The organism is Sodalis ligni (genome assembly GCF_016865525.2).
Taxonomy (GTDB): Bacteria; Pseudomonadota; Gammaproteobacteria; order Enterobacterales; family Enterobacteriaceae; genus Acerihabitans; species Acerihabitans ligni.
On record NZ_CP075169.1, the window covers coordinates 457,466 to 478,292 of the forward strand.

The 20,827-nt window shown below is 52.6% G+C and carries 16 protein-coding genes and 3 pseudogenes; 11 read left to right on the forward strand and 8 right to left on the reverse strand.

The features are described 5' to 3' along the window. Positions 1 to 4: 4 nt before the first annotated feature. Positions 5 to 370, forward strand: coding sequence for an adhesin (locus tag GTU79_RS02005; protein ID WP_203523013.1), 366 nt, complete (start codon positions 5 to 7; stop codon positions 368 to 370). 104 nt (positions 371 to 474) lie between these two features. Continuing rightward, positions 475 to 1,681: pseudogene (locus GTU79_RS02010) on the forward strand (IS256 family transposase). Between the two features lie 326 nt (positions 1,682 to 2,007). Here the strand turns inward: GTU79_RS02010 and GTU79_RS30030 are convergent. Together GTU79_RS30030 and GTU79_RS31270 are read right to left on the reverse strand one after the other, a co-directional pair. After that, the gene (locus GTU79_RS30030) at positions 2,008 to 2,190 is read right to left on the reverse strand and encodes a SymE family type I addiction module toxin (protein ID WP_253073476.1); all 183 of its coding nucleotides are present in this window, start codon (positions 2,188 to 2,190) and stop codon (positions 2,008 to 2,010) included. A gap of 3 nt (positions 2,191 to 2,193) precedes the next feature. Continuing rightward, positions 2,194 to 2,298: pseudogene (locus GTU79_RS31270) on the reverse strand (SymE family type I addiction module toxin); the annotation flags it as partial. Between the two features lie 19 nt (positions 2,299 to 2,317). Between GTU79_RS31270 and GTU79_RS02020 the strand changes: the two are divergent. The 5 genes and pseudogenes from GTU79_RS02020 to GTU79_RS02040 all read left to right on the forward strand — a co-directional run. After that, positions 2,318 to 3,259 (forward strand): annotated as a pseudogene (locus GTU79_RS02020) (DNA primase); the annotation flags it as partial. Next, positions 3,252 to 4,370, forward strand: a complete 1,119-nt coding sequence (gene xerC / locus GTU79_RS02025) for a site-specific tyrosine recombinase XerC (RefSeq protein WP_203523012.1) — start codon at positions 3,252 to 3,254, stop codon at positions 4,368 to 4,370. The pseudogene GTU79_RS02020 and the gene xerC, both read left to right, overlap by 8 nt. A gap of 32 nt (positions 4,371 to 4,402) precedes the next feature. Then, entirely contained in the window at positions 4,403 to 4,672 is a 270-nt protein-coding gene (locus GTU79_RS02030; RefSeq protein ID WP_203523011.1) for a type II toxin-antitoxin system ParD family antitoxin, read from the forward strand. An 11-nt stretch (positions 4,673 to 4,683) separates the two neighbouring features. Next, positions 4,684 to 4,968, forward strand: coding sequence for a type II toxin-antitoxin system RelE/ParE family toxin (locus GTU79_RS02035; protein ID WP_203523010.1), 285 nt, complete (start codon positions 4,684 to 4,686; stop codon positions 4,966 to 4,968). An 820-nt stretch (positions 4,969 to 5,788) separates the two neighbouring features. Next, on the forward strand, positions 5,789 to 6,025 hold the full coding sequence (locus GTU79_RS02040) for a hypothetical protein (RefSeq protein WP_214513668.1): 237 nt from the start codon (positions 5,789 to 5,791) through the stop codon (positions 6,023 to 6,025). Between the two features lie 599 nt (positions 6,026 to 6,624). Here GTU79_RS02040 and GTU79_RS02045 read toward each other — a convergent pair. The 6 genes from GTU79_RS02045 to GTU79_RS02070 form a co-directional block, all read right to left on the reverse strand. After that, positions 6,625 to 7,653, reverse strand: a complete 1,029-nt coding sequence (locus GTU79_RS02045; protein ID WP_203523008.1) for a pyridoxal-phosphate dependent enzyme — start codon at positions 7,651 to 7,653, stop codon at positions 6,625 to 6,627. Positions 7,654 to 8,213: 560 nt separating this feature from the next. Beyond that, positions 8,214 to 9,755, reverse strand: a complete 1,542-nt coding sequence (locus GTU79_RS02050) for an MFS transporter (protein WP_214513669.1) — start codon at positions 9,753 to 9,755, stop codon at positions 8,214 to 8,216. 112 nt (positions 9,756 to 9,867) lie between these two features. Then, positions 9,868 to 10,518, reverse strand: a complete 651-nt coding sequence (locus tag GTU79_RS02055) for a glutathione S-transferase family protein (protein ID WP_203523006.1) — start codon at positions 10,516 to 10,518, stop codon at positions 9,868 to 9,870. 166 nt (positions 10,519 to 10,684) lie between these two features. After that, positions 10,685 to 11,866, reverse strand: coding sequence for an epoxide hydrolase family protein (locus tag GTU79_RS02060; RefSeq protein ID WP_253073477.1), 1,182 nt, complete (start codon positions 11,864 to 11,866; stop codon positions 10,685 to 10,687). Positions 11,867 to 12,142: 276 nt separating this feature from the next. Then, on the reverse strand, positions 12,143 to 13,159 hold the full coding sequence (locus GTU79_RS02065) for a zinc-dependent alcohol dehydrogenase family protein (RefSeq protein WP_203523005.1): 1,017 nt from the start codon (positions 13,157 to 13,159) through the stop codon (positions 12,143 to 12,145). Between the two features lie 247 nt (positions 13,160 to 13,406). Next, complete coding sequence (locus GTU79_RS02070; protein ID WP_214513670.1) at positions 13,407 to 14,321, reverse strand: LysR family transcriptional regulator; 915 nt, start codon at positions 14,319 to 14,321, stop codon at positions 13,407 to 13,409. A 759-nt stretch (positions 14,322 to 15,080) separates the two neighbouring features. Here GTU79_RS02070 and GTU79_RS02075 point away from each other — a divergent pair. The 4 genes from GTU79_RS02075 (at position 15,081) to malP (ending at position 20,820) form a co-directional block, all read left to right on the forward strand. Further along, on the forward strand, positions 15,081 to 16,241 hold the full coding sequence (locus GTU79_RS02075) for a hypothetical protein (RefSeq protein WP_214513671.1): 1,161 nt from the start codon (positions 15,081 to 15,083) through the stop codon (positions 16,239 to 16,241). A 336-nt stretch (positions 16,242 to 16,577) separates the two neighbouring features. Then, complete coding sequence (gene glpG, locus GTU79_RS02080; protein WP_203523002.1) at positions 16,578 to 17,423, forward strand: rhomboid family intramembrane serine protease GlpG; 846 nt, start codon at positions 16,578 to 16,580, stop codon at positions 17,421 to 17,423. Positions 17,424 to 17,447: 24 nt separating this feature from the next. Continuing rightward, positions 17,448 to 18,206 (forward strand): DeoR/GlpR family transcriptional regulator, encoded by a 759-nt coding sequence (locus GTU79_RS02085; RefSeq protein ID WP_203523001.1) that lies wholly within the window; start codon positions 17,448 to 17,450, stop codon positions 18,204 to 18,206. Positions 18,207 to 18,411: 205 nt separating this feature from the next. Beyond that, positions 18,412 to 20,820, forward strand: a complete 2,409-nt coding sequence (gene malP, locus GTU79_RS02090; RefSeq protein WP_203523000.1) for a maltodextrin phosphorylase — start codon at positions 18,412 to 18,414, stop codon at positions 20,818 to 20,820. The last annotated feature ends 7 nt before the right edge of the window (positions 20,821 to 20,827 follow it).

The window sequence follows — 20,827 nt, forward strand, 5'->3', positions numbered from 1 at the left end:
CGGCGTGGCTAACAGCGGTGTGCAGTTAACGACAAAGGGCGATAAGCCGTTCAGTTATACCGATGCGCTTATTGCAACTGGTATTGGTGCGGTGACGCAAGGACGGGGGATCGTGGCTCAAGAAGCGATTAACGTTGGCGGGGCTTACCTGGGTAGTACGATTAAGGGCGAAGATCCGGTGGGGCCGATGGTGGGGGCTGGCGCAGGTACCGCTGCGGGTGCGCTGGGGGGAGCAGTAGTAAAGGATAAATTAGCTCCTGTTATTAATAAAAATGCTGTAGAAATAAGCGGTGCAGTTACTGGTTCTATGATCAACGAGTCTGTTGGGGGAGAGGTTCAAAAGCAAATAAACAAAAAAGGTAAGGGGTAATGAAATCAATCGTAGTTGATCTTAAATTACTTGGAGCCTGTAAATTAAATTGTGTAATTGCCTGTTTTTGATATCGTTATCCGAACAGCGGAGACAGGCAAATTATGGACGAGAAGAAACTTCAGGCACTTGCTACAGAACTGGCCAAAGGCATCAAGACTGAAGCTGATCTCAATCAGTTTTCACGTATGTTGACTAAGCTCACCGTGGAAACGGCGCTGAACGCCGAACTCACTGACCACCTTGGGCATGAGAAAAACACGCCTAAAACCGGCACCAACACCCGTAACGGGTACTCCTCAAAACATTGCTTATCGATGACGGCGAGATCACGCTAAACACGCCACGTGACCGTGAAAGTACCTTCGAGCCGCAGCTTATCAAGAAGAACCAGACCCGTATCACCCAGATGGATAGCCAGATTTTGTCTCTTTATGCCAAAGGCATGACCACGCGTGAAATCGTCGCGACGTTCAAGGAAATGTATGACGCTGACGTGTCGGCCACCTTGATATCCAAAGTGACGGATGCCGTTAAAGAACAGGTAACCGAATGGCAAAATCGTCCGCTGGACTCACTGTATCCCATTGTTTATCTTGACTGTATTGTGGTAAAAGTCCGGCACAATGGTTCGGTGATAAATAAGGCCGTTTTCCTTGCCTTGGGTATCAATACCGAGGGCAAAAAAGAGTTGCTCGGCATGTGGTTGGCAGAAAATGAGGGCGCGAAGTTCTGGCTTAACGTACTGACCGAGCTGAAAAATCGTGGGCTTCAGGACATCCTTATCGCCTGTGTGGATGGCTTGAACGGCTTCCCGGAGGCGATAAACAGCGTCTACCCGCAAACACATATCCAGCTTTGCATTATCCACATGGTACGCAACAGCCTGAAATTCGTCTCGTGGAAAGACTATAAGGGCGTTACTGCCGGGCTGAAAGCCGTCTATCAATCGCCGACGGAAGAAGCCGCCCTGATGGCGCTGGATGCGTTCGCAAACGTCTGGGACGGTAAATATCCCCAGATCAGCAAAGCTGGCGGGCCCACTGGGAAAATCTCAATACCTTCTTTGGTTATCCGCCCGATATCCGCAAGGCAATCTACACAACTAATGCGATAGAATCACTCAATAGCGTGATCCGACAGGCTATCAAGAAACGCAAAGTGTTCCCGACGGATGACTCGGTACGCAAAGTGATATACCTCGCGATACAGTCGGCGTCGAAAAAATGGAGCATGCCGATTCAAAACTGGCGGCTGGCGATGAGTCGTTTTATTATTGAGTTCGGTGACCGGCTGAACGGTCACATTTAATAAGGTGGCAATTACACAGAATTATTTACAGGGTCATTACTTGCGTTATTACTATTTTATTGGGTAGCAATACTCATTGCTTTTGTTTTTCTTTCGAAAATTGCTGTGGCTTTGTTTTTTTATTTTAGTAACGGTAATTTTTATTTTGCTTGGACGGATGCTTTGGACTATGCCATCAAAGCTGGTTTAGGCGGAGGTATACCTTTAGCTTGCGGTATCTGGGTTATGTCAAAATTAGGGGAGCGTAAGAAATCCCTACTCCCCCCTAAAGGCTAAGATTATTAACCCCGGCAACTTCGCCGGGGTTCAATCATTAGCCCACCCGGCTACTTAGCCCGACTCTCTCCCGCCAGCTTCTCCCTGAGCGCCAGCCCCTGTATGACCTGCTCCAGCTCCAGCCGCGACTGGGCCGACAGCCGATCGGACTGTTGCAGCACCTCGTTGAGCCGCGAGCCGGACTGGGTGGTGATGACCAGACAGCCCTCCATGACCCGGACCACCAACGACATGCCGGTCAAAAAGCCGGCCTGCTGTAGCCACTTGCCCTTGAGCTTGACCTGGGGGTAACGGTAGGCATCCGGGCGTAGCCCACAACGCTCCGGCGCAGGGCTTGGGATATTACCGGTTCTGACTTATGATGCGCTTAACCGCTGTCTGGTGCTGACGGTGAACGAATCACGCGAGCAGACGCAGGCGGTACAAGTGCTTGAGCGGCATAAACAAACGCTGGCAGGCCTCCTGGGCGCGAGTGAAAAAGGCTACCTCACGGCGCTGCACCAGAACGCGCAGCGCTTACTGAAGCCGCTGAAGGTGGTCAACCCCTATGCCGACCGGCTCACCTTCCTGTCAGATAAAACCCGCACCCGGCGCGACCATATGAAGTACCTGACGCTGATACAAAGCATCACGCTGCTGCACCAGTACCAGCGGACGGTGAAAAAGGTGAACCACCGAGGCACGGTTATCGAGTATATCGAGGTGGCGAAAAGCGACATCGAACTGGCCAACCGGCTGGCGCACGAGGTGCTGGGCCGGACGCTCGATGAGATGCCGCCGCAAACGCGCCGGTTACTGGTATGGCTAAAGGGCTGGGTGGGTGAACAGGCGCAACGTCAGGCGCTGAAAACAGAAGAGCTGCGCTTTACCCGGCGCGATATCCGCGCGGCGCTGGGCTGGGGCGACACACAGCTAAAAATCCATCTCGCCCGACTGCTGGAAATGGAATACCTGCTGCTGTTCCGGCGCGGGTTGACCTATGAATACGGCTTGCTGTGGGATGGCGAGGAAAACGACAGCCCCCATCTGAGCGGGTTGCTGGACGCGGACGCCTTGTCTGACAGGCCGGTCACGATGGCAGGCAATGTGAACCGGTCGGGGTCTGACGCTGACCGGTCGGCCTGCGGTCGGGATACGGTCGGCGGTCGGTCGGTCGGCGAAAAAGTCTCTTCAGCCCAGGCGAGACAAGGCTTGGCGGGGAAACCGGTCGGCCTTGATGCAAACGCGGTAATCAGAGAAAAAAACAACACGGTCATGACCTTACTGCCTTCGGATAGGGACGCGGAGGTGAGCCATGGCTAAGCGAGCCGCCCGTGAGGGCTGCGCATCAAGCGTGGATGAACTCTACCGCAAGCCGGTGGGACCGAACCGCCCGGACAGCCTGTACCGGCGGCTGTTGCAGTTCCTGAGCTGGCGGCGGGAACGGCAGTTCTCGGAGAAAACGCTGACGGTGTGGGCGCACCACCTGTATCACTTCATCCTGTGGGCCAACGAGCGCGGGTTGCATACGCCGGGGGATATCACCCGGCCCATCCTTGAGCGTTACCAGCGCCACCTGTACCAGTATCGCAAAAGCAATGGCGAGCCGTTAAGCCCACGCACCCAGCGCACGCAGCTTCAGCCGTTGCAGGTGTGGTTCAAATGGGTGGTTCGTCAGGGCTTCGCGCTGGCTAACCCGGCCTGCGACCTGGAGCTGCCACGAATGGAAAAGCGGCTGCCGCGCCATATCCTGACCGTTGACGAGGTGGAGCAGATACTGGTTCTGCCGGATATCGACACCCCGGCGGGCCTGCGCGACCGGGCGCTGCTGGAAGTGCTGTACTCCAGCGGGCTTAGACGTTCAGAGCTGGCGGCGCTTGAGGTGTATGATATCCACCGCAGCCGGCGGACGCTGACGGTGCGCTTAGGCAAAGGCAAAAAAGACCGGGTCATCCCGCTGGGCAGTCGGGCGCTGGGCTGGCTGACGGCCTACCTGCACCGTGCGCGCTGCGAACTGCAACGAGGCCGGGCGACGCAGGCGCTGTTCCTGTCGCACAAGGGCGAGGGGCTGACGCCCAACGCCATCACGAATCTGACCAGCGCCTATGTCAAACGCTCGGGTATCGATAAGCCGGGCGCATGCCACCTGTTCCGGCATGCGATGGCGACGCAGATGCTGGAGAACGGCGCGGACGTGCGATGGATACAGGCGATACTGGGCCACGCCAGCCCAGAAACAACGCAAATCTACACGCAGGTGAGCATCGGGGCGTTGCAGGCGGTGCATGCGGCGACCCATCCGGCGGAGCAGGCGGACAGCGAAGGACCGGACGGTGACGATGATGTCGGACTGCTGGCCGACTTGATGGTAGAAGATGAAATACCCGGTAAGGGGGTTGACGTTAATAAAATCCCTATGGATACTAACAGATAGTAATAGATATTACTCTGTATCGGAAGATAACCATGACAACCAGTATCGCGCTGAGCCCTCACTTCGAAGAGTTTATCCGCGCCCAAATCGACAGTGGCCGTTATAACAATGTCAGCGAAGTCATCCGCGCCGGTCTGCGCGCGCTGGAAGAGCGCGAACAGCAACAGAAACTTGACGCGCTACGCGCGGCGGTGGAGCTGGGCATGAACAGCGGTGAAGGAAAAACGGCGGAAGAGGTGTTCGGCCGCTTATCACAAAAATATCGACGAATGATGGAAGGCAATAAAACGGAAGGAAACTAACGGTATCGCCGTTGGCGGAGCAAGATATCGAGGCGATAGGCGACTACATCGCGCAAGATAACCCAGGACGGGCACTCAGTTTTACCGAAGAGCTTTATCAGCAATGTCGCCTGATAGCTGATAATCCCTGGATATACCGTGAACGCTCTAAACTGGGGTACAGCGTCAGAAGTTGTGCTTATGGGCGTTATGTCTTAGTGTATAGCGCATCAGATCATACGGTCAGAATCGAACGTGTACTGCATGGGTCGCGTGATATCGACGGCTTGTTCTCCTGGCTGCCAGACGGTGAATAGCAGCCCACTCTCTGTAAGACCGCTGGGGTACGGTGACAGGCAAGAGGAGCGCCCGTCGCAAACTTGTTATGCCACGACTTCCGTTCATTATGGTGTATGCCATTGAAGCCCATAAAGTGCGAATCTTACGCGTTTTGCACACGTCTCGTAAGATAACGAGTCGATACCAGCAACTTTAGCCAACTCCCTATAAGTATGCATGTGCCGGTTGTCCAGGCTTCAGCGCGTCGCTTTGATCAGGTTAATAAAGCGGCAAGCTCATTCTGTCGTTCGTCATTAGCGAGCAATATTTTATTGTTCCAGCATACGGATTTGACAACATTTGGAATTGTTAAGGAACCATTTAACCCAGGCATGCGACTATGCAATTTCACTCTTATCCCTTTGCTGTGGTCGTAGAGCGGTGAGTGTACCAAGCAGTACCGGTCAGGCCTTCGGGTTCGACCATCTTTTTTTGTTTAAATGATGTATGTGTAAAAGTCCCGGCCCGCCTTAATCGAAAACATCTTTATCTTCAATAATTAATTGGTTAACGGATCAATATTGTTCTGAGTTCGTTGCTTGCTTGAAAATCTATCCCGTTTGATCAAAGGCTGAGATGCGCGCGGTCTATTTAAAGTGGCTGCATAGCTTGGAAAATAGCGCAGCGTTACTAAAATAGCATGGTATACTAAATGAAAATATATATTCTATTATCAGCATCTTTGTGTGCTTTGAGTCTGACTTCCTGTACGGCTTCGATTTACGGAAAAAATTATTAGCAGATAAGCAGTTAAGTGACAGCAGTATAAATTTAAAAATCATTGATAACAAATCGACCATGCAGATGGTCGATAATATTTTTGGTAAAAGAGATACTGGACGCTCAATCAAAATTCAATCTTTCCCTGATGGTAAATTATCTATCGCCACCTATCATGGCAATTTGAACGGATTAGGCGGCACTTATGCACATCGTGTGCTTTACGTGGCTTACGATGCTAATGATAAGGTCATAAATCATGATATAATTACTAATAATTTTAGCGACAAAAATAATTACGAAAAGATTATTTAAAGTACAAAAATATCGCTTATTATGAGCTTGCTAGAAACGATAAAAAGAAAAGGCAATATCAATTTTAGGCGAGCCGAATAAGATCACTTTTTCTGATGAAGGAAATTTGATGCTCGTTTATGAGAAAAACGTTAATTCAAGAGATGCATCTTCATACATTCCTATTTATAATTATGCAAACAGTACAGAATCAGGTATATCAGAAAGGCTATATCTGGAGTTTGGGAGAAATGACGAGCTGGTGAATATTTACTCGGTTTCAGTTCAAATAATCCAAGGGAGAGGAATCGTCAACGCTGAAAGCTACGATGAGAAATTCATTAGCTTATCTAAATTGCCCTGACGGGCACTTAATCATTGGTGATGGACGTAACCTACCGCATTTTTGCTTTTAACGTTAACACTCCAGACCAGACTTTTACCCGCCAAATGGGTCTGGAAACATTAGGAACTGTTAAGGAACCATTTAGGCCTGACGTGCCATTCTAAACTCTCATTATTTTGCTGTTTGCCATGGATGGGCGGTAGTACCGGTCGGACTTTCGGGTCCGACCTTCTTTAAACACCCTGTTTCCCAAACGGCCCTCGGCATCAACCTGCTAAGTATGAACCGGCCCCAATCGGGAATAAAACATCTCGCCTCTTTCACGGTCTCTGTCGCTGCCGGCATCGGCAAACAAGGTTACCACCCGTTCGTCCGGTCCCAGTGCGCGAGCCAGGTAATAGGCGCTCCTCCAGTTCGCCGCTGATGACGCCCCGATGCGGATGCCGGTAAGATGATTAAATTCAAACATGGCGCCCAATGCTTCTTCATATCCAACATGGTAAAACGGCACTTCGTCAGGAGTCATTCGGGTGATAAACGGTTGGCGAAAACCGAAACCCATCCCGCCGGCGCCTGCATACTTGTCCCGGCCATCGGGAGGAGCGAAGGTTGCAAAAGGCATCTCGCTGGGGGTGGTTCCCTGTACCTTAAGGTTCGGATTGTCGAATGCCAGCGCTGCGTATACGCCGGATAGCGTTCCGCCGGTTCCCACGGACGCCACCCAGCCATCGGCTCTGGCCCCTGCCAACTGACGCAGTATCTCTTTACCAGTCTGGTGCTGATGCACCGCCACGTTGGCCAGGTTCAAATGTTGTGACAATAGTGTCCAGCTGGGATCCCGCCGTTTGATTTCCTGCGCGCGGGCGATCATGCCCAACAAAAAATGCTGCTTATCCACCAGGGTGAGTTCGGCATTCGCCTCACGCAGGCAATTCACCAGCGTATCAGGTGAAGAATCGGGAATGACCAAATGCACGGGGATATCACAGAGATTGCCCAGCATCGCCAGCGCCCGGCCCATGTTGCCGCCGGAGGCATCCAGCAGCTTGAGCGGGCCCTGATTAAAATCGTGGCGATTGACGGCATCGCACATCAAGCCGAAAGCCGTACGATCCTTGACCGAGCCGAAAGGGTTGGCGGATTCCACTTTTGCCAGGATTCTGGCGCCTCCCTCGGGACCGGGTACCTCCTGTAACGGGGTGTTGCCGAGGGCGTTATAGAATGAGGCTAATTGCGGAAACATTTTCAGCGTTTTGGTGGGATCCGGTACGCCCTGCTGGGGATTGAATATTTCAAAATTCATCGTCGCTCCTTAGTTGATAATTCGGTAAAATACCTTTTCCCGCCATATTTCAAGCTGCAGGTGCGTTGAATTTCATCTGCCGCTCGGATTATTTAGGCTAGATTCTTGATGTTTTCACAATCGGCCCCTGTCAGAGAAAGCTTATCCCTAATAAAAATAATGGATATGACAAAAAGAATAGCGCTGCTGAGAAAATGTATTTATATTTGAAAGTATAACGGTAATTTTCAGCCATATCTTCGATATTAATGCAAGAAGACCGCTTAAAGACATTAATTATGGACTATTATTAACACTATGATTAGCATTGGGTCAATTATATTTTGCTAAATATATTATTGAATTAACAACATAACTTATTAATTATTTCAATAAAAATTAATGCATTTTTTGGCGTGGGACATGATTCCGAACGATCTTATTTCTGTCCGATGCTAATTAAATTCGAATAATATTAAGAAAGCAATATATCGATATCAGATGGGAAATGGCATGATAGTGAAAGCCGGCAGCATAGTCAGCTGCCGCTCATAGATCCCCATCCATGGTTGAAGGGACGGTTATTCCTGGACAACGCAATCCTTGCCCGGCGACGTTTCCCGCTTCGGGGAGAGCAGGACAAGTACCGCCGCTGCGGCGGCCAGTGTGACGGTAGCCAGTACGTATAACAGCATGGAAAACGCGGAATCATAGACGCCGGTGAGCGCCGCGCGCCCCATGGGGGCAAGCATGCCGGCGGACTTGTCAAGGTTGCCCGCGGCAAGCTGGCGGGCCGCTTCTCCAACATATTGGGCTGTTCCTTCCCCGGCAATGTTTTGCCTGACGGCGAAAAGCACCAGTGACGCGAGCAGTGCGTTCACCATGGCAAGGGTAATACCTTCGCTTGCCACCTTGGTCGTGTTGAAGATGCCGCTGGCCATACCGGCTTTATCGCGGGGCACGACGGTGACGGAAAGGCCGTCCATCAGCCCCCAGGGGAAGCCGGTGCCGACGCCGATAAGCAGAAGCGGGCCGAAAAGCCCCGACATCGGGCCGCCGGAGCCGATTTGGCTGAGCCAGAACAGGCCCGCGGCTGCGGGATAAGTCCCCCCGCCCGCCAGCCGGCTCGCCGGGATGGTCTTCGCCAGCATGCCGGCAATGGCGGGCACCGCCAGCATCGGGGCGGAAAGCGCGAGCATAAGAAGGCCGGCGTCCATCTCACTGTAGCCTTCTACCCCGACGAAACGCAACGGCAGCAGGATCAGCAGGACGACATAGGCATAACAGGTGGCAATCGGCAGTATCTGCACGCCGACAAACCTGCCATACCGGAACAGGGAGAGTTCCAGCAGCGGATGTTTGATATGGGTTTCGATAATGGCGAACACCGCCAATGCCCCCGCGCTGAGCGAAAACGCCCCGAGCACCGCGGGATCGGCCCAGCCGCGCTCCGGCGCCTGGTTCAGGCCGAGGGTCAGAAAACCGAGCGCGGCGATAAAGGATAACGCTCCGGGCCAGTCAAAGCGCGCGCTGTCCGGATTGCGGGTTTCGCGCATGACGGTAAGCGCTATAGCCAATGCCATGACATCAAGCAACGTTCCCGTCAGGAAGATGGAACGCCAGCCGAAACGTTCGATGAGGCTGCCGGACAAAAGCGGTCCGAGGGCAAGACCGATGCCGAAGGTGGTGCCGATCATGCTGAACGCGCGGGTTTGCGCGTGCCCGGTGAATTCCTGGGCCAGCGCCGCGGAGCCGCCCGCCAGCGCCGCGGCCGCGCCTGCGCCCTGCAGTGCTCGCAGGAGATTGAGAGTGATAATGCCGGGGGCAAAATCGAGCGCCAGGGAGCCAATGGCGAAGACGATGACACCGCCGATAAATACGCGCTTCCTGCCGTAGACGTCAGCCAGCGCACCCGCGGGCAGCATAAAGCTGCCAAAGGTAAGCATGAAACTGTTGGTGATCCAGTTAATCTGCGCGGCGCTTGCCTTGAATTCGATGCTGATAGTATGCGCGGCAAGCGCCCCACCGGTGAAGCTTATGGGCAGCGCCAGTGCCGCCAGGCAGACGGCAAGGAGCACCGCCAGCCCGTTTTTGCCGGTTGAGGACGCGAAGCTCGATGACATGGTATATCCCTCATTGTTCTGCGGTTGACAGCGTGATCCAGCAGGGAGCGGAATCATCTTGTCCTTTGTGCGGGCGCGGCCGTATTTATAACGCGCCGGCCCGTACACTTGGTCAGACTGTTTGTTCAGCAATCAGGGCGCGGTGGGCGTTGACCACGTCGGCCTCGTCCCGCAGCGCTTTTAATACGGAAGGATGGGCATCCATCCGTGCCTTCCAGGCCGTCACGTTCGCCAGGTGACTGACGTTGATGCCGGAGCGTTCGCCCCAAAAGGTTGCCCAGAGATAAGCATCGGCCACCGTCAGCGTGTCGCCGGCGAGATACGGGCGGCCGTCGGAGAGACGATCGTCGAGGATCTGATAGGCGGCGATGATTCTGCTGCTGGTCCATGCGATACCGGCCTCCGTCATCAGTTTGCGCATCAGGGGAATGTGCTTTTGCGCGATCTCGGTGGCGATAAAAACCAGCAACTGGTCATACTTAACTCGCTCCAGGGTGCCCTGGGGCGGGATCAGACCGGCTTCGGGATACTGGTCGGCCAGATAGGAGGTGACGACGATGGTTTCCGACAGCCGCTCTTTGTGCGCTTCGTCCAGAACCAGTAGGGGAACGTATTGCATTGGGTTTAATTCTGCAAAGTCGTCGCCATTGGAGGTGGACTTGCCGAAAACATCAAAATGAATGAGTTCAGGTGTAATACCAAGTTCATTGGCGATGATTTGCACAGCTTCGGAGCAGGTTTTGTCAGCGATATAAAGTTTCATTTCATAATCCTCTCGGGGAATGTTTTTGACAAAATGAAGTCTATCTGTGCCTGGAAGAGGGATAAACACCGCGTTAGGGTAAGCTCTGTATCCTGTAGGGAGACAATCCGGCGAAGGCCTGCCCTGGGGCCGGGGCAGACCCATTGGGTTCTCCCCCGGCGTAATGCTAATTGCGGATGCTGCGGAATGCCTTACGGACTTCATCCGCGAAAAGGACCGGCTGTTCAAAGGCTGCGAAATGGCCGCCGCGGGACGTCTTGTTCCAATAGACCAGGTTGGAATAGGTCTGCCGCGCCCAGGACTCGGGGGGAGTCCAGATTTCTCCCGGAAAGACCGATACGCCCACCGGGATGTGGACCGGAATGGCATAAAAATCGAGGTCCGGATGTTCGGCGTACATGCGCGCCGAAGAGGCGCCGGTATTGGTGACCCAATACAGGGTGATATCGTCGAGGATCTTGTCATAACCCAATACGCTCACCGGATCGCCGTTGCTGTCCGTCCAGGATTCAAACTTATCGTAAATCCAGCTCAACAGTCCCACCGGCGAATCGGCCAGGGCGTAGCCAATGGTCTGCGGACGCGTGACCATTTGCCAATAATAGCCGGAGCCGTCGGTGCCGAACCGGGCGAGTTGATCGTATACCCGCTGCTCATACGGGGTAGGGTAAGCCGGCTTATGCCTGGGCGTTACCAGCGGCAGGTTGGTGTGGATGGCCTTAAGCCCCGGGAGCTGCAGGCGGGCCATCTCGATAGTGACGTGGCTACCCCAGTCGCCGCCCTGGGCGGCATATTGGTCGTAACCGAGCCGGCGCATCAGAGTGTGCCAGGCTTTCGCGATGCGGTTTCGGTTCCAGCCTTTATCTTCCGGCTTGTCCGAGAAACCGTAGCCGGGAAGGGAAGGAATCACCAGATGGAACGCATCTTCCGCCTTACCGCCGTGGGCGATGGGATCCACCAGGGAGTCAATGATATCAAGGAATTCAATAACCGATCCTGGCCAGCCATGGGTCAGAATGAGCGGCATTGCGTTCGGATGGCGAGAGCGGACATGCAGGAAGTGAATGCCGAGCCCGTCGATGCCGGTTTTGAACTGCGGGTATTGATTCAACCGTTTCTCTACGCGGCGCCAGTCGTATTCGGTTTTCCAGTATTCGATGAGTTCCTTGATCCGGGCAAGACGTGGTCCCTGAGAGGCGTCCGGTACCGTCTCCTGTTCGGGTAAACGGGTCGCGTCCAGACGCCGTTTCAAATCCTCTAAAACGGCTTCGGGAATAGCAATGGTGAAGGGACTGAGAAACTCTGTCCGGCCGGGTGCGCTTTTCATGGGATCGATGAAATCTAACATAGCGGTGCTCCATTATATAAAATCATTGGCAGGGATTATTTCTGTTAAGAGACGGTAACTGTTTTCGGCGGCTGGATAAATTCGCCGTCAAGTGACGCTCTGTTTCGTTCCAGGCGACAATGCAAGGCAGCTGGGCCATGAAACCGGCTGCCGGGGGAGAAGCATCTGTCAAAAGGGGGGGAGCGGATGGATGCTTATAACGAAATGATCATTGGCGCCGGCTTGAACCGGCGCCGGCGCCAGGGTCTTTACACCGGCTATGCGGGCAGGGGGTGGCTAAGCGTCGGCAATTGTGATTACGACTTTGCCGAACGGTCCGCGGGCAAGGTGCTGATATGCTTGGCGGGCTTCGCTAAACGGATAGACCTTATCGATGACCGGTTTGATCTGATGCTGATTCAAGAAAATATTCATTCGCTCAAAGGATGTGCGGTGGCCCACGGCGATGCCGCGAATGGTCGTTTGACGGAACAGCAGCGGCATAATATCGAGCGACGCGGTCTGGCCGCTCAGAAAGCCGATTTGTGCAATCAGGCCGGCGGGTTTCGTGGCGGCCACAGACTGGTTCAGTCCGTTGCCGCCGGCGACGTCCAGTAAGAGATCGACACCGTTGCCGCCGGTAAGGGCAAGGGCTTCCTTTGCCCAATCAGGGTGTTTTTTATAATTGATGCCTTCGGCGGCGCCCAGCGCCCTGATCTTGGCCAGATTTTCATCTCTGCCCGACGTGGCGATAACGCGCGCGCCGAGGGCCGTTGCAATCTGGACCGCAAATAGGGATACCCCTCCGGTACCTTGCACCAGTACCGTCTGGCCCCTCTGCAAATGCCCCACATCCATCAGAGAGAACCATGCGGTGAGTGCCGCAATCGGTAACGTGGCGGTTTCCTCATCCGACAGAGTGTCGGGCGCCAGGACCGCGCTCTCTTCATGGATAATCATGTATTCGGCCAGTCCGCCGGGCAGCGGGGCGCCGAAGCAGTAGTCCGGCTCGTTCGGGCCAGGCGCGCCATCTATCCATCTGGAATAGAGCGTAGAGCTGACGCGATCCCCAATCTTGAACCGGCTGACGCCCGGACCGGTCTTGACTACTTTCCCCGCGGCATCGCTGACCGGAATCAATGGCTTGGGGATCATATTCGGCTCGTACAGGCCTTCAACGATCACCTTGTCCCGATAGTTCAGCGACACGGCGCCCACCTTGATAAGCAGTTCGCCTGTTTTCGGTTCCGGGGTGGGTATTTCCTCCAACTGCAGATTTTCCATGCCAAAATCTTTCAAGAGCCAGGCTTTCATAGCATATTCCTGTTGAAAAAGAGTGCGGGTATGCGCGCCGGCAAAGGCCGCGCTTTGGAGAGGACCATCTTCCGGTTATAAGCGGGCGGGATAAATATCCGCATCCCAACAGGACTGTTGCGTGCAGGCGAAACAATATGTGATGAACGCTTAACGCTTAACGCTTAACGCTTAACGCTTAACGCTTAACGCTTAACGCTTAACGCTTAACGCTTAACGCCCATTGCCCAATGCTCTACGTTTCACGTTAAGTCTCTAGCCAGTTGCCATGCAATGCGGGGAAATACTCCGTCACCCAATCGACAAATGCCCTTACCTGCGGGGCAAGATGCATCCTGCTGGGATAAAGCACGGATATGGGTCTTGGTTTGGGACGGTACTGCGGCAGCACTTCCACCAGGGCGCCGCTGGAAATATGATGGTCAACGCTTACCCCCAGCGCCTGGAGTATGCCGAAGCCGGCCAGACCGGCTTCGATGTAGGCCGCCGAGTCATTGACAAGAATCCCCGAGCGCAGATTAATCACGCGCTCTTTGCCATTGACCAGAAAACGCCATTCCAACGGCTTTCGCGACGCGCCGGAGAAATAATTCACCGCCTGGTGCCGGGCAAGCTCGTCCAAGGTCGCCGGATTGCCGAATTCAAGTAAATAACCCGGCGAGGCGCAGGTTATAAGGGGCGCCATGCCGATTCTTCGTCCTACCATGCTTGTGTTGGGCAGTTCACCCAGCCGGACGACGCAATCAACGCCTTCGGCAATAAGATCAATGGTGCGATCGGTGACTCCCAGAATCAACGAAATATCGGGATAGGTGCGGTTGAAGTCCCGCAGACTGGCCATAAAGCATGATTGGGCCAAAGCCACCGGCAGATCAATCCGCAGTCGTCCGCAGATATTCTCGTCATTGGCCGAGAACAGCGAGGTGGCCTCGGCGATGTCGTTCAATATATCCGTCACGCGGCCGTAAAACGCCTCGCCCTCCGCTGTAAGGATGACCTTGCGGGTGGTGCGATGGAAAAGGCGTACCCCCAGCGATGCTTCCAATTCCTGGATAATATGCGTGACGTGAGGGCGGTTTATCTGCATGGCATTGGCCGTCTTGGTAAAACTGCCAAGATCGGCCAGCCTGGCAAACACCCGTAGTGATTGGAGTAATTCCATAACGCCCTTTGGTTCGATGCCGGCGGCTGCGCAAGCGTGGGGATAGTGTATTTTACAGGTAAGAGGGACGACTTTGTCATTACCCCCGGTTGGTTTTAACATTTAATCGCCTATTTTTCCACCTAAGTCAGTAAGGTGGAAAACCCGGCTGGAAAAACTGAAAGAGCTGGAGCTTTATACGGAACAGGCGGATTTTTCGCGCTCAATACCAGCAAAGCAAACACGAAAATAAACAAAAGCCGGCGGCGAAAATTTTCTTGTAAAGAAAGACGAAAATTAAAAGATGATCTCCTGATGGCCGTTTATAATAGACCCTCAAGTCCGCATATAAGGTTCGTTAAACATATTCTAAGAGTATATGATAATGCATCATTCAATTACGTTAAAAAGGATAATGGGAATGTTTTCTACATTAAAATCTTTAAATGTTGACCTACCTTTAGGATCTAAAATGTCTCTATTTGTTCCTCTGAACAAAACAAATCCAAAGGTATTTTGCTTCTCTGACAAATGTAGAAGGTTGCTGTTATCCCATAAACAATACGACTCAAGAAACGAGAAGTGAATCATCTAATTTTATAAAATCTGAAGACATGAAAACGCCGTCTGAAAAGAACATAGGCGAACGTTTTTATTTCATCGATAAAATTAAAAGATAACCCTTATGTTATTCACATTACCGCCAAACAAATTCAGAGTATACCCCATCGATTTGAAATAGTCGAAGACACGAACATATCGTCATTGAAGTCCGACATCATGCTAAAATCTGATAAAGAAAAATATGACAATCATATTAGGAAATTAAAAGGTAGTTTTGAAAACCCAATGATAAAAAGTAAAGGTGTTGAGACAAAAGGATTGGACATACTCACGATTCTAAACGAGAATTCAAGATATGATGGAAATTCGCATTCTAATTATTCTTGTAATGATGAATTAAATATGACTTTACAGGAAGGATTAAATCCCAATTTCATTGCGGCATTAACATCGGAAGATCAGTATATTGAATTTAAACATGCTTTAGGTTTTTTTAATAAAAAAGATAATGCTATCTGTTTTTATTTTTCTCGTGGAGAATCTGTAAAGTTAAAATTAAATGAGAAGGGATTGCTTTTACGTTCCTCAGGTAAAAGCTTAAACATGCTTAAGATTTTTGATGCGGGAATACTAAAGCCTCGACTAGCAAACAGAATGCGAATTGATATTAGAGATGTTATAGAAGATACCGAACCAGTGGAACTGAAAATTGTAAATTCTAATGGATTCATCAGATTGCTGGAAATTGTGCTCAAAAAAGTCCGTGATTTATACAAGGGCAGTCAATATAAATCAACTAATAAAATACGGAACCATTTAAGTTCAGATGTCGAAGATGAAAGGCACCGTCGACTAAACGTGGCGAGAAACGAAACAGAAAACCTGGACATTAATCTGATAAAATCAATTGAGCTTGAAACAGGGAATTGTGGCGAAATGGCACACATTGCTTTAGCTATATGTCAAAAATATAAGTTAAATCCGCTTTTGATAGAATATGACACAAAGGAGGGTTTTTCTCATACGGTGTGTGGGGTGAGTGTAGATGGGAGCATGTATATTTTGGATCCTTGGGCGAATATTCTCAGTGAAGATAATAAACATAGAACTATGTTAGAATCCAAACTATCAAAATGGAACAGTGTGGGTAAACTAGTTATTAAACCCTTTAATGCTACATCGACTTCTGAATCATCTCCAAAGGGGTTAGATGGATTGCCGGTATCTCCAGGCGAAGCTCAGTCATTAGTGGTAACTGGACGCTTTAATTATACGTACGATATCGTAAGTAATAGTTTTATCGATTTTATTGAGAAAAAACTGGCGCAAAAATTAACAAAATTATACCTTGAAAAAGACGCTCTTCAAGAGATGTAATACTCTCGTGTCTTATAAATAAATTAGCCGCCTTTACTGATTGGCAGAGGTTATTATAGGCGGCTTTCGGCATCGCTATGGCGCGTTATAGCCCTTAAGGCGGGCCATGCCGCTATCCGTCTTACCCCCCCTGGCGGCACAAGCAAAGCTGAACGGACCACAATCTTCCTTCCCAAACCCCGTCAGCACGAAAAAATGACTTTATCCCAGGGCATGGGGGATGTGCTGGCGGACATGTTATGATGGTAATCAGTTAATTATCGCGGTGGGTGGCTGAATCGTTCAGGTTGACGCCGTGCACCGTCAAATATAACAATCAGGGATAACCCCAGCACTATGATCCGTGTAACGACCTTATCCAATCCCCGCCTGGCCCAGGCGTTTATCGATTATATGAAAAGTCAGGGCGTGACGATGGAAATGCAGCTGCAAGGGCGCGCGGCGGAGTTGTGGCTGGCCGACGACGGGGAATTGGCCCGTGTGGAGGCGGCATTGGAGATCTTTTTGCAGGATCCGCTGCACCCGCGCTACCAGGCGGCCAGCTGGCATTCAGGAACCGTGGGGCGCGGGCACTTCCGGCCTCAGCCCACATCCTGGCTGCCGGCCCTGCGCAGCAAGGCCGGGCCGCTGACCCTGGGCCTGACGATAGCCTGCGTGCTGGTCTATATACTGATGAACGTCCTGGGGGATGAGGTGGTGATGCGCTGGCTGGCCTTTCCCGCCGACCAGTCCCAGCGCGCGCAGCCGTGGCGCTGGGTAAGCCATATTCTGTTGCATTTTTCGCTGCTGCATTTATTGTTCAATCTGGTGTGGTGGTGGTATCTCGGCAGTGCGATGGAAAAATATCGCGGCTGGCTGCCGCTGGCGGTATTGACCTTGTTGTCGGCGGCAATCAGCGGGTTGGTGCAATTCCATTTCAGCGGCGCCTTGTTCGGCGGTCTCTCCGGCGTGGTCTATGCTCTGATGGGATATGTCTGGTGGTATGGCGAGAAAAATCCCGGCGGTCCGCTCCAGATGCCGCGCGGCGTCATCGTTTTCGCGTTGCTGTGGCTTATTGCCGGTTATTTCGATATTTTAGGCATCGCGATAGCCAATGCCGCCCATGTGGCAGGCTTGGCCATCGGGTTGTTAATGGCTTTCTGGGATACTCGCCGTAAAACAGGGGCAGGTCGCCATCGGTAACGGTAGGGCAGCAGAGGAATTCACGTGAAGCAAACGCAGCGGCATGATGCCATTATCGAGTTGGTACGTCGGCAGGGTTATGTCAGTACTGAAGAATTAGTGGAACATTTTGCGGTCAGTCCGCAAACCATCCGGCGCGATCTGAACGAACTGGCCGAGATCAATAAAATCCATCGCCACCATGGCGGGGCGGCTTTGCCTTCCAGCTCTGTTAATACCGCCTATCACGATCGCAAGGCCATGTGGTCGGCGGAAAAAGCGCGCATCGCCCAGCGGGTTGCGGCCCAAATCCCCAATGGCGCGACGCTGTTTATCGATATCGGCACCACGCCCGAAGCGGTGGCCCACGCATTGTTGGACCACAAGGATCTGCGGGTAGTGACCAATAACCTGAACGTTGCCACGCTGTTGACCGCGAAAGAGGATTTCCGCCTGATACTGGCCGGCGGCGAGGTGCGTACCCGCGATGGCGGCATCATGGGGGAAGCCACGCTGGACTTTATCTCCCAGTTCCGGCTGGATTACGGCATTCTCGGTATCAGCGGTATCGATATGGATGGTTCGCTGCTGGAGTTCGATTATCACGAGGTCCGCACCAAACGGGCCATTATCGATAATTCCCGCTGCGTGATGCTGGTTACCGACCACTCTAAATTCGGTCGTAACGCCATGGTTAATCTGGGGAAAATGTCACTGATAGATTATCTGTTCACCGATAAGATGCCCCCGCCCAGCGTGATGAGCATCATTGAACAATCCGAGGTGAAGCTGGAGCTGTGCTAGGCCCGGCCCGGCGTAAAAAGCAGCGGCGATCTCACCTTTTCAAGGCCGTTGACTATTCTTTGATCATCACAAACAAAACACTGTTTTTTTACGATAACTTGATATATCCATTTTATGGGGTTGTCCGTGATAATGACATGCCAGTGGGATGTCTTGCCGTATCCGGCGTTGATCAACTTATAACCAACAGGATAGAGACGCTCTTATGCCGAAAAACAAATTTGATAAAGCTGCCTTTCAGGCTGCCCTGGATCGGCGGTGGCAACATCTTGGCCTGCAAAATGCCCAGGAGATGACGCCGTTCCAGTGGTGGGATGCGGTCAGCGCCGCGGTCAACGAATTGATCCCCTGGCAACCGGCCACCGGCAGGCGGGACAGAAAAAATCCCCGTCACGTGAATTATCTTTCCATGGAATTCCTGATCGGCCGCCTCACCGGCAATAACCTCATTAATCTGGGCTGGTTCGATCCGGTCAAAAAGATCCTCGACGGCTATGGCATCAATCTAGGCGATCTCCTGGAGCAGGAAGTGGATCCGGCGTTGGGCAACGGTGGGTTGGGCCGGCTGGCGGCCTGTTATATGGATTCCATGGCAACGGTGGGACAGGATGCCATCGGCTACGGGCTGAATTATCAATACGGCTTGTTCCGCCAGCGGTTTGCCTCCGGCGAGCAGTTTGAAACGCCGGATGACTGGCATCGTGAATCCTACCCCTGGTTCCGGCATAATCCGTCGTTAACCGTCCAGGTTGGGCTGGGGGGGCGTCTGGAAAAGAATGAGCAGGGGGAGGTGGACTGGGAACCGGCGTTTACCCTGAACGGCGAGGCCTGGGACCTGCCGGTGGTGGGTTATGAAAACGGCATTACCCTGCCGCTGCGGTTATGGCAGGCGACGCATCCCCATCCCTTTGATTTATCGCTTTTTAATGATGGAAAATTTCTCAAGGCGGAGCAGGCGGGTATAGACGCCGCCAAGCTGACGAAGGTACTTTATCCCAATGATAATCATCTGGAAGGAAAGCAGCTCCGGCTGATGCAGCAGTATTTCCAGTGCGCCTGCTCGGTGGCGGATATCCTGCGCCGGCATCATTTGGCCGGCCGTTCGATACACAGCCTGCCTGATTATGAAGTGATCCAGCTCAACGACACCCATCCCACCATCGCCATTCCCGAAATGCTGCGGATTCTGCTGGATGAGCATCAATTATCCTGGCAGGAAGCCTGGCATATCACTTCGCGCACCTTCGCCTATACCAATCACACCCTGATGCCTGAAGCGCTGGAGCGCTGGGATGAAAAACTGGTACGCACGCTGCTGCCGCGCCACTACGCCATCATTCAGCAGATCGACCGGGAATTCAAAAAGCTTGTGCAAGCGCATTGGCCGGACGATGAAGAGGTGTGGAGTAAGGTGGCGGTGCGGTACGATAAGCAGATCCGGATGGCCAACCTGTGCGTGGTGTGCGGCTTCGCCGTCAACGGCGTCGCCGCGTTGCATTCCGATTTGGTGAAAACCGATCTTTTCCCGGAATATTTTGCGCTTTGGCCGCAAAAATTTCATAACGTGACCAACGGCATTACCCCGCGCCGCTGGCTTAAACAGTGCAATCCGGCGCTGGCGAGACTCATTGACGATACCATCGGCAAAGGATGGGTAACCCGGCTGGAAAAACTGAAAGAGCTGGAGCCTTATGCGGAACAGGCGGATTTTTGCGCGCAGTACCAACAAATCAAGCACGATAATAAACAGAAGCTGGCGGCGAAAATCAAGCAATTAACCGATATCACCGTCAACCCCGAAGCGCTTTTCGACGTGCAAATCAAACGGTTGCACGAGTACAAACGCCAGCATCTGAATTTATTGCATATTTTGTCCCTGTACCGTCAGTTGCGCAGCGATCCTAGCCTGGATATCGTGCCGCGGGTCGTGCTCTTTGGCGCCAAGGCCGCGCCGGGATATGCGCTGGCAAAAAATATTATTTATGCTATCAACCAGTTGGCTGAAAAGATCAATAACGACCCCAAGATAAACGACCGGCTCAAGGTGGTCTTTCTGCCGGATTACCGGGTATCGGTGGCGGAGTGGATGATTCCGGCCGCTGATCTGTCGGAACAGATTTCCACCGCCGGTAAAGAAGCCTCCGGCACCGGCAATATGAAGCTGGCGCTGAACGGCGCGTTGACCATCGGCACGCTGGATGGCGCCAATGTGGAAATCGCCGAACAGGTGGGAGAAGATCATATCTTTATCTTCGGTAATACCGTGCCGCAGGTGAAAACCCTGCTGGCTTCCGGTTATAAGCCGGCGCAATTGTTGAAAAAGGATAAAAACCTGAAGGCGTTGCTCACCGAACTGGGCAGCGGCTTATATAGCAATAAGCACAAACACGCTTTTGATCCTTTGCTGCAAAGTCTGCAACAGGGCGGCGATCCCTACCTGGTGCTGGCGGATTTCGCCGCCTATTGCGAGGCGCAGCAGCGTGTGGACGCGCTATTCCGCCGCCCGGAAGAGTGGACCCACAGCGCGGTGCTGAATACCGCGCGGGTGGGATTTTTCAGTTCCGATCGTTCGGTTCGCGATTATCAGCAGCGCATCTGGCAGGCAAAACGTTAAGGAGCAG